Source organism: Hamadaea sp. NPDC051192 (genome assembly GCF_040682475.1).
Taxonomy (GTDB): Bacteria; Actinomycetota; Actinomycetes; order Mycobacteriales; family Micromonosporaceae; genus Hamadaea; species Hamadaea flava.
In genome coordinates this window covers 29,582-44,764 of sequence record NZ_JBFBAZ010000007.1, presented here as the reverse complement: position 1 = coordinate 44,764, position 15,183 = coordinate 29,582, and the positions used below count along the sequence as shown (strand labels likewise).

5 protein-coding genes are annotated in these 15,183 nt (G+C 65.7%); 4 read left to right on the top strand and 1 reads right to left on the bottom strand.

All coding sequences use genetic code 11. The features are described 5' to 3' along the window. The first annotated feature begins 260 nt into the window (after positions 1-260). On the top strand, positions 261-1,313 hold the full coding sequence (locus AB0M47_RS04835; protein ID WP_363408447.1) for a hypothetical protein: 1,053 nt from the start codon (positions 261-263) through the stop codon (positions 1,311-1,313). Beyond that, positions 1,310-2,488, top strand: a complete 1,179-nt coding sequence (locus AB0M47_RS04830) for an alpha/beta hydrolase (protein WP_363408444.1) — start codon at positions 1,310-1,312, stop codon at positions 2,486-2,488. Before AB0M47_RS04835 ends, AB0M47_RS04830 begins: the two co-directional genes overlap by 4 nt. 222 nt (positions 2,489-2,710) lie before the next feature. Here AB0M47_RS04830 and AB0M47_RS04825 read toward each other — a convergent pair whose 3' ends face one another. After that, positions 2,711-3,298: a hypothetical protein gene (locus tag AB0M47_RS04825; RefSeq protein WP_363408442.1), complete on the bottom strand. Its 588-nt coding sequence runs from the start codon at positions 3,296-3,298 to the stop codon at positions 2,711-2,713. 427 nt (positions 3,299-3,725) lie between these two features. Between AB0M47_RS04825 and AB0M47_RS04820 the strand changes: the two genes are divergently transcribed. After that, a complete protein-coding gene (locus AB0M47_RS04820; RefSeq protein ID WP_363408439.1) occupies positions 3,726-4,241 on the top strand; it encodes a hypothetical protein in 516 nt (171 codons plus the stop codon). Between the two features lie 102 nt (positions 4,242-4,343). Continuing rightward, entirely contained in the window at positions 4,344-15,050 is a 10,707-nt protein-coding gene (locus AB0M47_RS04815; RefSeq protein ID WP_363408436.1) for a LamG-like jellyroll fold domain-containing protein, read from the top strand. The last annotated feature ends 133 nt before the right edge of the window (positions 15,051-15,183 follow it).

Sequence of the window (15,183 nt, the reverse complement as noted above, 5' to 3'; positions counted from 1 at the left end):
TCACGATCACGAACCTGATCCGCATCCGCCGGCCCGACACCGCCTCCGCCACATGCCTTCCGCCGAACGGGCAGACCAGTGTCGACCCTGCCCCCGCCCGGGTTCGGAGCCGACGCCGGGCGGCCACCTGCCATGCGCGGTCGCGGCCCGTCGGTGCGCGACGCCGCTTGCCGGCGTGGGCCGGTGCCTGCGGCTCCCGCGCCGAACCGCCTCGTGTCGCGCACCCGGCGCCGGCCAACCAAACCTGACGGGGATTCGCCATGCTCACCCCTCACCACGCCTCGATGTCGGCCACCCTCGCCCAGATCGTCGGGCACCAGCAAGGCCACCACGGCTGGAGCCAGCTCTACGCAGCCCTGCACCACCTGCACCGGCTGCAGCATCCGCCACTGCGGCGGCTCCTGGAAACCTGCTGGCAGCGCCGCCCGCACATCAGCGACGTCCACCTGATCACCCTGCTCAGCATCGCGGTACGCGACCTCGCCCTACGCCACGGCGACCACATCAGCGTCTTCAGGCCGGACCTGACCATGCCGCAACGGTCGGACCTGCTCGCGAATCTCCTCACCGAACACGAGGACAGCCTGGCCGACGCCGCCAGCGACCACTCCAACTCGTTCACCGGCGCCCGCCGCTTCCTCGTCCCGCAACTGCTGCTCGGCCACTTCGCCGCCCGCCACAACCTGACCGATGTTCGCTACCTCGACCTGGGCACCAGCATCGGCCTCATGCCGCGGCAGCTCAACAGCCGCACCGTCTTCGAACAGTTCGCCCCCGACCTCACCTGGCGCCCCGGCCAACCCGCCTACGTGGACATCCCCCTCAGCGCCCGCTACGGCGTCGACGCCCACCCACTGCCCACCCTCGACTGGATCCGCAGCTGCTACGGCCCGTCCACCTACTACCAGGACCGGTTCAGCGAACTGCTCTGGTCACTCGACCAAACCGCCGACGTGCACGTCGACATCAACGCGCTCAACATCCTCGACCTGCCGCGCCTGGCCCGCCACATCCGCGACCGGCAGATCAACGCCGTCACCGTCAGCATGGTCCTGTACCAGTACGACGACATCACCCGCCGCCGCGTCATCGCCGCCGTCGTCGAAAGCCTCACCACCCCCGGCATCCTGCTCACCATGGAGCCCGCCCACGGACTGCTCCAACCCGGCTGCCACATCGACGCCTACCTCGCCGGCTCGCACAAGCCCATCCCGGTGGCCGCCGTCAGCGACGCCCACTTCATCGGCCACGCCACCGCCGAACCGGGCCTGGCCCACATCCTCGAACCCACCATCTCGAGGAGAAGCGCATGAACCCCCAACTGCCCGGCATTCCAGACCGCCGGCCACCGGGCAGCACCCGCTACATCTGGCTCGCGATCAGCGCCGCCGGCACCACCGCCAGCTTCTTCATCAACCTCTACATCGACACCGTGCGCCAGTGGGTCGAATGGACCTGGGCCCGCGTCGCGCTGCCCTGGGTGCTGTACTCGCTGATCCTCATCGGATGCTGCTTCGGCGTCTGGCGCGCCCGCGGCCGCATACTGCAACGCCGCTGGGATGCCCGCCGCATCGTCGAACGCAACCTGTCGATCTACCCGCACATCTTCGACGACGACCTGCCCGACGACACCAGCGTCATCGGCCGCAAAATCCACTACCTGGAACGGGTCACCGACTCGCCGATCCTCGTCATCTGCCTCCACGGACTCGGCCTCGACGCCAGCGACTACCGCCGCTACATGCACACCGCCACCGAACACACCGTCGCCATCACCCAATACGGCTTCAACGTCTTCGAAGCGAAAGACCCCCGGTACAAGCCGATAAGCCTCACCAGCCACGCCGAGCTCATCTCCGGCGTCATCCGCCACCTGCAGCACGCCAACCGCGCCAAGAAACTCATCCTCGTCGGCTTCTCCCTCGGCGCCGACCTGCTGCTGAGACTCACCGAACTATGGCGGGAAGAACCGGACCGCCAGCCCGCGGTGGCCGGCATGCTCCTGCTCGACCCCAACATCAACCACTCGACCATGATCGTGTCCTCCGGGGTGTCCCAACTGAGCACCGCCGACCCCCTGGCTGAACTCAAGCGCATCGCCAACCTGCCCCACACCCTGGTCGAGTTCCAGAACATCACCGAATATCTGCACAAGATCACCGTGAAGAACCTCGACCAGGTCCGCCAGTTCGCCGCCGACATGTACGCCTACTGGGAACCCGACGGGCACTACGACCGGTTCCTCGAACGCATCGGCCGGCTCAGATCCGTGTGCCCCAAGATCAAAGTCGTCTTCTCGGTCCACTACGAAGACCACTTCAACGACATCGTCTCCCTCGCGCGGCAGCGCAAACTCAACCGAGACCTGTTCACCGTCGAAGCCGTCGACCACTTCGACTTGCTCGACGAAACGCTGCTGCGACGCGAAGTGGCTGCCCTGGCCGCCACCGGTTTCGCCGGCCAGCGATCAGCCACGAGCCGCCCGTAGAGGCCATGAGGCCCGGACAGGATGACCGGCCCGGCAGCCTCGCGCGCGGTCCCGCCGCATGTGGCGGCACTCCTATCCCGACGAGGTCGGCGAGATGCTGCTTGGGCATCGAGAGAGCATCCTCGGCTCGTGGATCTACACGAGCCCGTCAGGCGTAAATCGGTCCAGAGCCGGCGCGACCAGTTCGCTCAGGAGTGGACGGCGACGACGCCCAGCTGGTGCTCACAGTTCTGGAACGCGTTCACCGGGGGCCGGGCTTGCGCCGCTGTCGAGGAAGTACATGTACGCCCGCAGGTAATCGGCGAGGCCGCCCTCGACGTAGGCAAGATAGTCTCTGAGCCCGCCTGCGGCCTCCCGCTCATCGGCGCGCGTCGAGGCACTCCACTGCCCATGCTTCACCGTGATCCACTCGCGAAGGCGCTCGCGCTCGCGCCACCACCCCCGCACCAGGCTCGGGCTCCACTGGGCATCGCCGTCGCACGCCCAACCGGCCCAGGGGTCCTGCTGCATGGCGACGACCACATCCCGGAGCTCTTCGACGGTCTGCGGCTGGCGATACAAGAACTCCTGCTCGTATTCGATGTCGTCGCCGTACAGAACGTGCTGGGGCGCGTGAAGCCGCCCGACCCAGCAGTTGTCTGTCATCGCGCCGTAGAACGGGCCAGGCACGTTGCGCCAGTTGCGTTCGCCCCAAACGCCCTTCAAGAAATCATCGCGTGAAGGCCGCAGACCGTGCGGGAGCAGCGAGCTGATGGCCGCGTCGAGATGGGGCATGGGATCCCAGTACCGCACGGTGTTCTCGGCGCTCATCATGGCATCGTAGAAGCTCCAACGTGGCGGCCGGCATGCGCACTGAGCGACGCACTCAGGCGAGTAGTTCCAGCGGACGCGCGTCGATGCCCCAGGTCCCGTGGCGTGCAGTGACCAGCGCAGATCGGCAGTTGCGCCTGGGGAGTACGACCGGCGTCGCGCGCGATCAAGTCGGCGAGTTCGTCCTCCGGTTCGGCAACCACGCCCCGCCGTCGCGTATGAGTTCCGTTCCGCTCGGTGGCGGCAGCGCTCCACGAACCGGCCGTCAGCCGATGCGGACGTTCCCATCGCCGCGCGGCACCGGGCAGCGAGCTTGCGGTGACGTCGGTGTGCAACGGAGGAGCGTGCACCGCGCCCCCACCGTCACGCTCCATCGCGTTGCGCCCCCCGGTGGGGCGCCGGGTCGGGTTCGTCTACCCTTCCGCGTGTGTTTGAGGGTGTGCGTCGTTGGTTTTGGCTGGCCGGTGCGGGTGTGGTCCTGATCGTGGTCAGCGTCTTCCTGCTGTGGCCGGATGGGGGCGAGGAGCCGCGGGCGCGGGAGTATCGCGACGTGACCGCTTGCCTGCTGACCGATTCCGCCGGAGTGCAGTCGGCGGAAGTGAACCCGGTGTGGGCGGGGATGCAGGACGCGTCGCTGAAGACTCTCGGTCAGGCGCGGTACCTGTCGATCGGTGGCGATCAGGACGTGGCTAATGCGCGTTCGTACGTCAATACGCTGATTCTGGGCAACTGCGCGGTCATCGTCGCCGCCGGAAGGCTGCCGGTGCAGGCGGTCGCCGCCGTGGCGCGTGAGCATCCGAACCAGCGGTTTGTGATCGTCGTGTCCGGCGGCTCGACGCCGGCGTCCGATACTGGCAATGTGTCCGTGATTTCCGCCTTGGACCCCGATGCGACGAGGGTGGCAGTGAGCAGCAGCGTCGCGCAGACGCTGAGCCGACCGTGATCAAATCGTAGTCCCGGCGGCCTGAACAGCTCTTGTGCGCCGGCTGTGTGAGGCCGAAGAATCTCCTCCGCCAGTCTTGGTTGATCATGGGGGAGTCGCGTCATGCGATCTTGGCCGCGTCGTGTCGTCTTTGTGGCGCTGGTGCTGTTCGGGCTGTCGGTCGGTGTGCCGTCCGGCGTGGTGCCGGAGAACGGTGGCTTTCCCCTCGGCTGGCTGACCTCCTGGATGTCCCAGCGCCCCGTGTGGGCCTACGGGTCGCCGACAGCAGGCCTGCCCGCCCTGGTCCAGGGCAACGGTGCCAAGGGCGGCCACGTGTCGGCCGAGGAGACGGACTCGCACACCGGCACCGGGCGCGCGCCGAAGAGGGTCGCCAACGGCCTGGACGGCTACCAGCCGAGCAAGGCCGACAGCAGCCCGGCGAAGCAGACGGTCGTATCGCCGAAAGGGTTCGACGAGAAGTCGAAGGTCCGCGTGCCGCAGGCCTCGTCGGCGACCTCGACGATGTGGCGCGACCGCAACGGAATCCTGGCCCGGCAAGTGTTCCAGGAGCCGGTGAACTACAAGGCGGCCGACGGCACATGGCAGCCCATCGACGCAACGTTCACACGCGCCACGAGCGGTCGGTGGGAAACCACCGCCAACAGCTGGAAACTCTCCGTCGCCGGCAGCGCCCCGACGGCGACGAGCACCGCAGCAGGCGCAGGCGAGACAGTGCCACTCGCCCTGGCCGGCGCGACCAGCCAGGATCTGGTCACCGTGACGGTCCCGACCGGTGAGGTCATCGGCTACTCGCTCGAAGGCGCGAGGCTCGGCGACCCGGCCGTGTCGGACGGCTCCGCCCTGTACACCGGCGTGCTGCCCTCGACAGACGTGCGTATCGAGTCGCAGGCGATGGCGGCGAAGGAGACGCTGATCCTGCACTCGGCATCGGCGCCGGCGAGCTGGACCTATCCGCTGAACCTGTCCGGCGTCACGCCGTCGATCAACGCCGACGGCGAAGTCGTGTTCACCAACCAGGCAGGCACGATCGTGGCGCGAATGCCCCGCGGATACGTCAAAGACTCGTCGTTCAACCCGCAGTCCGGCGAGCCGGCCTACTCGCACGATGTGACCTACGAACTGGTCGACGTGGACGGCCAGCCGGCGGTTCGCGTCACGTCCAGTGCCGCGTGGCTGGCGGATCCGGCGCGTGTGTTCCCGGTCTATGTGGACCCGGTGCTGCGGCTGGACACCGACGGCGACACCTACGTGATGTACGGCGACGACGTCGATCACTCAGGGGAGGACACCCTCAAGATCGGCACCGCGAACGGTGGGACGACACGGGCCAAGTCGCTGCTGCACTTCGGTGACTTCGCCACCACCTACGGCGGCAAGCACCTGACGTACGTGACGCTGAACCTGTTCATGACCTGGCAGTACAACTGCACCGCGCAGCCGTTCTCCGTCTACGCCGTGGGCCAGTCGTGGGCGGCGACCTCCGTGCGATGGGGCAGCAGCACAACATACGGCGGCCCCACGCTGCGCAGCCCGGCGCTGGGCACGGCGTCGCCGAACTCGTCGGCCGCGTGCGGCAACACCGGCAGCAGCGCCACCGTCGGTGACTGGGTCCCGGTGATCCTCAGCGTCGACGAGTTCAACGCCTGGACGACCGGCGGTTCGACGAACTACGGCCTGGCGGTCTCTGCCAACTCCGACACCACCAACGCCCAGTGGAAGCGTTTCACCTCGAAGAACGGACCCTCAGGCGACACCGCGTGCGGTGGGCGGACCTGCGCACCGTACATCTACGCGATCTACACCGACGACGTGCTGCCGCAGGTCGACACGCGGTACCCGGCCAACGGCGCGACCGTGGACACGCTGACCCCGGAGCTGACCACGCGGGCCCACGACCCGGACAACTGGCCAGCCAAGGGTTTGAAATACCAGTACGTGGTCTACAACGACGTGTGGACCCGCCTGTGGACCTCGACCTGGTCGACGACGCCCAGCGTCACGGTTCCCGCCGGCATCCTGGCCTGGAACAAGACCTACAACTACACCGTCCTGCTCGACGACTACTCGCTGAAATCAGCCGAGCGACCATTCGCTTTCACCACGCCGGTTCCGCAGCCAGCCATCGCATCGCAGTTCTCGCAGAACTCCGGCAAGGGCTTCGACCCGTCCACCGGCAACTACACGACCTCGGCCACCGACGCGTCGATCGCCGGAGTCGGACCCGGTCTGGACATCACCCGGTACTACAACAGCACCAACCGCAACCGTGACACCGCCTCGTTCGGCGAGGGCTGGACGTCGGCGATCGACATGCGCGCGACCCAGGTCACCGACGTCGCGGGAACCGTGCAGACGGTATCGGTAAGCTACCCGACCGGGCAGGAAGTCGCCTTCGGCCGTAACAGCGACGGGTCGTTCACGGCACCGATGGGCCGCTACGCCATCTTCAAGCCGATCCTGTCAGGCACGACTGTCGTGGGCTATTCGCTGACCGACAAAGACGCGACGACCTACACCTTCGGCCAAGCCAGCGGCACCACGGCGTGGAAGATCAGCTCGATCACCGATGCCAACGGCCGCGCCCTGACGTTCACCTACAACGCCACGAGCGGGCTGCTGGCAACGATGACGTCGGCGTCGGGCCGGTCGCTGCACTTCGAGTGGACCACCTCCTCCTCGGCCCGGGACTACATCTCGCGGATCTTCACCGACCCCGCCACCCCAGGCGATGCGTCCACGGCCAAATCGTGGACCTACACGGTCAACGGACTCAACCTGACATCGGTCTGCGGCCCGATCACCGCCCAATGCATCACCTACGCCTACACATCCATCTCCCAAGGTGCGAACACGGTCCTGAACACCGGGGCGTACTCATACTGGCGTCTCGGTGACGCGGCGACCCCCATCGCCAAGAGCAGCGTGCTCACGCGTGCCGGAGCGGACAACGGCCTCTACAACAACGTGACCGTCGGCGCGGACACCCTGTTCAACCAGACATCGACCTCAGCGGCGTTCAACGGCACCTCGTCGTCGGTACAACTGCCGGGCAAACTGGTCACCGACGGCACCTACCAAACGATCAGCCTGTGGTTCAAGACCACCACCGCCGGCGGCGTGCTGTTCTCCTACAGCGCAGGCGCGATCAGCGGCGGCACGACCGCCAGCAACTACACACCCGCACTGTACATCGATGCCAATGGTTACCTGCGTGGCGAGTTCTGGCAGGGCGCGACCACACCCATCAAGTCCCTGAACACCGTCACCGACGACGCATGGCACAACGTGATCCTCACCGCCGCCGGCAACACGCAAACGATGTACCTCGACAACACCAAACAGGGCACGCTGGCCGGCACGATCAGCATCTCCCAGAGCGGCGGCGCATCCTACGAGTACCTGGGCGCGGGGTTCATCGGCCACGGCTGGCCCGACCACGTCAACAGCGGCGCAGCCCCCGCGAAGGCCACCTACTTCACCGGGCAGATCTCCGACGCCGCGTTCTTCACCAAAGCCCTGACCCGGTCCGAGGTGACTTCCGTATACGACGCAGCACGCTGGTCGTCGTCCGAGCTGAAGAAGATCACCCGACCCTCCGGCCGGGTGACCGCCGAGATCACCTACGACACCGCGACGGCCAAGGTCCAAACGGTCACCGACGAGAACGGCGGCACATGGACCCTCAACCCGCCGACCATCGCCGGCGACAGCGACGTCTACGCCGCGTCAGTGCTGGGCAGCAAACCTGCGAACTACTGGCGCCTGGACGAGCCGGCTGACACGACCGACGCCGTCAACGAAGTCGCCGGCGGAACAGCCACCTACGCCGGCACAGTGACCTTCAGCGAGAAGGGGCCGTTCGCCGACCGGACAGCAGTCAAGCTCGACGGCAGCAGCGCGAACCTGCTCCTGCCGACGTCCAACATCAACCTCGGCGGCCCAGCCAGCGTCAGCCTCTGGTTCAAGCTGCCATCAGGCAGTACCGCAGGCGGCGTCCTGTACGGCTACCAGAACGGGCCGGTCACCGACCCGGCGGCAACCACCAGCGCCGTCCCCGCGCTATACGTCGGCACCGACGGCAAGCTGCGCGGCGGTTTCTGGACGACAGCTGGCGGCACGCCCATCACCACCACCACCTCCGTGGCGGACGGCAACTGGCACCAAGCCACGCTCGCGGCGACGAGCGCGTCGCAGATCCTCTACCTGGACGGCGTCGCGATCGGCACCAAGAACGTCGCGCTGTCCGTGCCCGCCAACAGCTACTCGTACCTCGGTGCGGGCAAATGGGCCAACTGGATCGGATCCAATGCCGCCAACCCCGTGGGCTACTTCCCGGGCTGGATCGCCGAGGCGGCGTTCTTCGGCAGCACCCTGTCCGCGCAGGAGATCGCCGCACAGTTCGCTGCCAGCAAGGCGTCGCTGCCACAGGTGCTGACCACCGTCGACACCACGATCACCACGATCTCCATGCCCGTGCAGACCGTCACCGTGACCGACCCCGGCGGCCAGAGCATCTCCTACGCCTACGACCTGGCCAACGGCAGCCGGATGGTGTCGCAGACCGACGCGATCGGCAAGACCACCCGATACGGCTACGACACCGGTGGCTTCTCCAGCCTGGAATACGACGAGAACGGGTACTGGACCCAGTCCATCCAAGACAGCCGCGGCAACACGATCCAGCAGATCAGCTGTCAGGACCAGGATCAGAACAAGTGCTCCAGCGTCTACTTCGAGCACTACCTCAACGCCACCGACCCGGTGGACCCGCGCAACGACCAGATCGTGTCCAGCCGGGACGCCCGCTCCACGTCGGCGACGGACAACACCTATAAGACCACCAACGCGTACGACGCCAAGGGGAACGCCACCACCGTCACCGACCCCCTCGGACGCGTCACCACGACGGTATACACCGACGGCACCACGACCGCCGCATACCTCGGCGGGTTAGCTCCAGCCGGACTACCGGCATCAGTGACCAAGCCATCCGGGGCGACCGAGACGATCGAGTACTACGCCAACGGCGACGTCGGCCGAGTAACCACCCCAGCCGGCAAGGTCACCACATACGAGTTCGACAACCTCGGCCGCAAGCTCTCCGAGACCGAGGTGACCACGACCTTCCCCAACGGGCTGAAGACGACCTACACCTACGACGACGCCGGGCGAGTCCTCGTCCAGTCCGATCCGCCGGTCACCAACCAAGCCACGTCCGCCATCCACACCTCGGTCACCACCAACGTGTACGACACCGACGGCAACATGACGTCGCAGACCATCAGCGACAGCACCGGCGGCGACATCGCCCGCACCGAAACAGTCGCATTCAACCAATACGGGCAGAAGGCCTCGCAGACCGACGCGGTCGGCAAGACCACCCAGTTCGCCTACGACGCGTACGGCAACGTGACCCTCGAGACCGAGGCGGACGGCGGACAGACCCGCTACGAGCTCGACGCCAACGGCAACGTCCTCAACGTCTACCTGGTCGGCTACACCGGCGACCCCAACGGCGCCCCGCAAGCTCCCACGGACAAGCTGATCCAGTCCAAGAAGTACGACCCGGCCGGCCGCCTGCAGTCCGAAACCGACGCCATGGGTTACGTCACCGCATACGACTACACCAATAACGGCCTCGTCGCGAAGATCACCCGCACTGACGGCGCTACATCGAACCCCAAGACCTACGTGGTCCAGACCAACACCTACGACAGCGCAGGCAACCTGACACAGCAGGTCACCGGCAATGGTGCAACAACGACCGTCTACGAATACGACGCCGCCGGCCGGCAATGGCGCACGACGCTCGACCCGAACGGGCTCAACCGCGTCACAACCAACGTGTTCGCCGCCGACGACACCGTCGTATCGACGCGCTCGTCATCCGGCACGGCCGGAACCCTCATGGCGCGTTCGGACACGATGTACGACCCCGACGGCACCATCCTTGCCCAGACCGCGTACGCGACCGATCCGGCGACCACGCCGGTCGCCTGGTGGAAACTGAACGAAGCGTCCGGCACCCTGGCCAAGGACACGTCAGGCAACGCCACGGCCAGCGTCACGGGGGGCGTCACCTGGAACGCGACGGCGGCGACCTTCGACGGTTCCACCGGCTACATGAGCGTGGCCGATCCAGTGGTGGACACCTCGCAATCGTTCACGGTCTCAGCGTGGGTCACCCTGGCAGACAAGACCGCCAACCACCCCGTCGTCCTGAAATCCTCCAACAGCTCGTCATCGTTCTACCTGATGTACGAGGCGGCCACCGACAAGTGGTATGCGACCGGTTCGCAGACCACCTACGGCGCAAGCTGGAAGTCTCTACGCTCCACTTCCAGCCCGACAGTCGGAACGGCCACCCACCTCGCCGTCGTCTACGACGCGACGGCGCAGACCTACAGCATGTACGTCAACGGCACCCTCGAGGCCACAGCCACCGGCGTCAACAACCGCCAAGACCCGCGAGGCAAGTTCTACATCGGCAAATACTCCTCGTACTACATGTCGGGCACCATCCGTGATGTCGAGGTGTACCAGGACGCGCTGGCCCCGACCCAGATCACCGCGATCAAGGGCGGCAGCGCGCCAGCCGCGGGGGCAGCCGTTTCCCGGACCATGATGACCACCGACAACGGTGGCCTGGTCCTCAGCACGAAGGACCCGAACGGCAACACCACCGACATCCAGAATGACGAGGCCGGCCGCCCGTCGGTGCTCAAAGGCACCGAAGTGACGGCCGAGACTTACAGCGGTGTTGTGTCGTCGGTGAACCCGGTGACCCTGATGGGCTACAACACGTTCGGCGACAAGACCGAGACAGTCGACGGCTACGGCAGGAAGACCGTCCACGTCTTCGACCGCGCCGGCCGTGAGTACGAGACGCACCTGCCGGCCTACACCCCGCCCGGCTCGTCCACGGCGATCAACCCGGTGGCGTCACAAACCTACGACGTCCTCAGCCAGGTGACATCGTCCACGGACGCCCTCGGCAAAACCACCAACTACCACTACGACCAGCTCGGGCGGGTCTGGAAGACCGAAGCGCCCGACGGTGGAATCAGCTACGCGTCATACGACCTCAACGGCAACCAGACGTGGTCCAAGGACCCGACCGGCAAAGTCTCCGGCGCGACCTACGACTACCTCGGACGCCAGACGACGTCGTACCAGCACATGAACGCGGCCAACGTCGACTACACCACCACCTATGGCTACGACACGTACGGGCGTCTGCAAACAGTCGCCACCCCTGGCGGCTCGACCACCGCATACACGTACAACGCGGCCGGTGAGACGCTGACGACAGTGCTGAACTCGGGGCGGACAACGAAGGTCGAATACGACGCCGCTGGCCGCCCATTGAAGACCACCAACCCGGACGAGACCTACTCACAGGTCAGCTACGACATGCTCGGCCGAGTGAAGCTCACGAGTTCGTATAAGTCTGTTACGACGCCGACCCTGCTGGCGTCCACCTCGGCGACCTACGACAGAGCTGGCAACCAGCTGACCTCGACCGACGCTGAGAACAATACGATCACCTACACGTATGACCCGACCGGCATGATCCTGTCGGAGACCCAGCCGATCAGCGCCACCGACTCGATCACGACGACCTTCGGCTATGACCTGAACGGTAACCGCACCCGGTTCACCGACGGCCGGGGCAACAAATTCTGGACCACCTACAACACGCTAGGGCTGCCCGAGTCGCAGATAGAACCGGCGACGACGGCGTACACGGCAGTTGCTGACCGGACCTTCACGGTCGCGTACAACGCGGCAGGTCAGGCCGTCACGCAGACACAGCCTGGCGGTGTCACGCAAACCTTCGCTTACGACGACGCAGGCCGGCTGACCTCGCAGTCCGGCTCCGGCGCCGAGGCGGCCACCGGCACGCGCACCTTCGGCTACGACCTGGCCGGCCGGATGACCTCGTTCGCCACGCCCGCAGGCACGAACACGATCACCTACGAGGATCGCGGCCTGACAGCGTCCATCAGCGGCCCGTCCGGCGACTCGTCGTTCGAGTACGACCTGAACGGGTCGATGACCAAGCGCACCGACGCCGCGGGAACGACCACCTACTCGTACTACGCCTCCGGCCGCGACAGCGGCCTGCTCAGCCAGGTCGTGAACACCAGCGCCGGCCTGGACATCCGATTCGACCCCTACAACGACATGGGGTCGGCCGTGAAGCTGACCTACTACAGCGGAACGACCCAGGGCGACACCCGCAACTTCGCGTACAACGACCTGCACCAGATGACCTCCGACGAGGTGAAAACCTCCGGCGGCGCGACCGTCGCGAAGATCGTCTACGACTGGTACAAGAACGGCAACGAGAAGTCGAAGACGACCACGAACTACGCCGGCGTCACCAAAACCAACACCTACGGCTACGACAAAGCCAACCGGCTAGTCACGTGGAACGACGGCACCACCACCACGACGTACGCCTACGACAAGTCCGGCAACCGGACCCAGAACGGCACCCGCCTGTTCGTCTACGACGAACGCAACCGGCTCGTCGGCGACGGCGCGACCACCTACAACTACACCGCCCGCGGCAACCTGTCGTCCACCCAAACCGGGACGACCACCTACACGACCACAGCCGACGCGTACGGGCAGATCGCATCCCAAGGCGCCGCCAGCGGAACCCAGACCTACACCTACGACGCCCTCGGCCGGGCACTCAAGACCGGCTTCGCATACACCGGCCTGGACAACGACCTCGCCGCAGACAGCGAAACCACCTACGTCCGCGACACATCCGCAGACCTCCTCGGCGAAGTCCGCACCGGCGACCAGACCAAACGCCTCACCCTGACCGACCTGCACGACGACGTCGTCGGCCAGCTCACAGCAACGGCCGCGACCCTCGACGGATCAGTCAACTACGACCCGCTCGGCAAAGTCCTGGCCTCCGCCGGCGCCGTCATCGGCCACCTGGGCTACCAGTCGGAGTGGACCGAAACCGTCACCGGCCGCGTCAACATGCTGGCCCGCTGGTACAACACCGACACCGGCCAGTTCGACTCCCGAGACACCGCCTCCAACAGCCCCACCCCGGACTCCATCAACGCCAACCGGTACCAATACGGCAACGCCAACCCGATGACCGTCACCGACCCGTCCGGCCACTGGCCGAGCTGGATCAAAAAGGCGACCTCGGCCGTATCGAACACGTTCTCCAGCGCCTACAACTCGGCCAAGTCCTACGCCTCCAGCGCATACAGCTACGCGTCGAGCAGCATGAGCGCCGCCAGGTCATGGGCCGCAGACCGATTCGACACCGCCCGCAACTTCGTCGACAAGAAGGTCAGCCAGGCCAAGAACTACGTCAAGAAGAAAGTCGAGCAGGGCCGCAAGTACGTCCAGAAGAAAGCACAACAGCTCAAACACAAGGTCAAGAACACCTACAACAAGGCCAAGCAAGCCGCCAAACACGTCACGGCCAAGGCCGCCCGGCATGTTGCCAAGGCCGTAAAGAACGTCAAGGACGCGGCCAAAGCCACCGGAAAGTGGATCAAAGACCACAAGGACCAGATCATCGAAGTCGCCGCGATCGTGGCCACCGTCGCCGCGTCGGTCGCGCTCGGCCCGGTCGGGGGACTACTCGTCGGTATCGCGATCAGCGTCGCTAAGGACGCCGCGACCGGCAAGATCCACAGCCTGGCCGACCTCGGACGCAGCGTCCTATCCGGAGCTATCACCGGAACCATTGGAGCCGTCACTGGCGGCGTTGGCGGCGCCATTGGCGGCAAGATCGCCGGAATGGTCGCCGGCAAGATCGGCACCGGCATCCTCGCGCGCGCCGCCACCGGCGCGATCGGCGGTGCCATCTCCGGTGGCGTCGGTGGCGGAGTCGGTGACGCCGCCACTCAGTACGTCCAAAACGGCCATGTCGACTGGGGCCGTGCCGGAGCTGCGGCCCTGACAGGGGCCGTTGTCGGTGGTGCTATGGGTGCAGGCGGGGGAGCGCTTGCCAAGTCGTCGTGCCACAGCTTCGATCCCAAGACCAAGGTCCTCATGGCCAACGGCTCAACCAAGCCGATCGAGGATGTCAAGGTCGGAGACAAGGTCAAGGCGACCGAGCCGACCACCGGTAAGACCGAGGCGAAACCAGTAACAGCTCTGCATAACAACAACGACCGTGATCTTGCCGACGTGACAGTGAAGGACGTCAAGACCGGCAAGTCGACAACCCTGCACACCACCTGGCATCACCCGTTCTGGAACACGACGACCAAACAGTGGACCGACGCCAAGGACCTCAAAGCAGGAGACCGCCTGCGCGACGCCAACGGCAACACTGCTCAAATTGTCACCGCGATCAAGATCTGGACCGGCCTGCACTGGATGCGTGACCTCACGGTCGAGGACATCCACACCTACTATGTGGTAGCAGGCGGTACGCCCGTCCTGGTGCACAATAACAACAACGAATTCTGCGACATTTCAAAGCTCAAGGACTATGCGAAGCAGATTCGGGAGGCGGGCGACCACGACGCGTCCATCAATCAGCGGACGATCGGAGTCGGCCAAGATTCGGCTGGTAATCTTACCGCCGGGTCGAGTAATGGCTTCGACGCTGGTCAGCGAGCGATGACGGATAAGCTTGGAATCCGGCGAGTTCCAAGCCTGGCCGACCAACATGCCGAGGAGAACCTTGCATCGGACAACGCGGGTTCCTTGTGGCCGCTTGAACGGGTAGGCACAGACGCGAGAAGTCCATGTGGCCCTGACGAACACAACTGTGCTGGCCTACTGGACAGACTTGGAATTGAACACGAATGACAAACAATGGTGAAAGCCTATACTCGGCGATTCAGGAGTTGTCGAGTTCTGTCGGACGTCTTAGGCCACATGCGCAGGCTGCGATCTTTGGTGCGTGTGCACGTGGTCTGGCTCCGCTGCTTAAGGGGGTTGA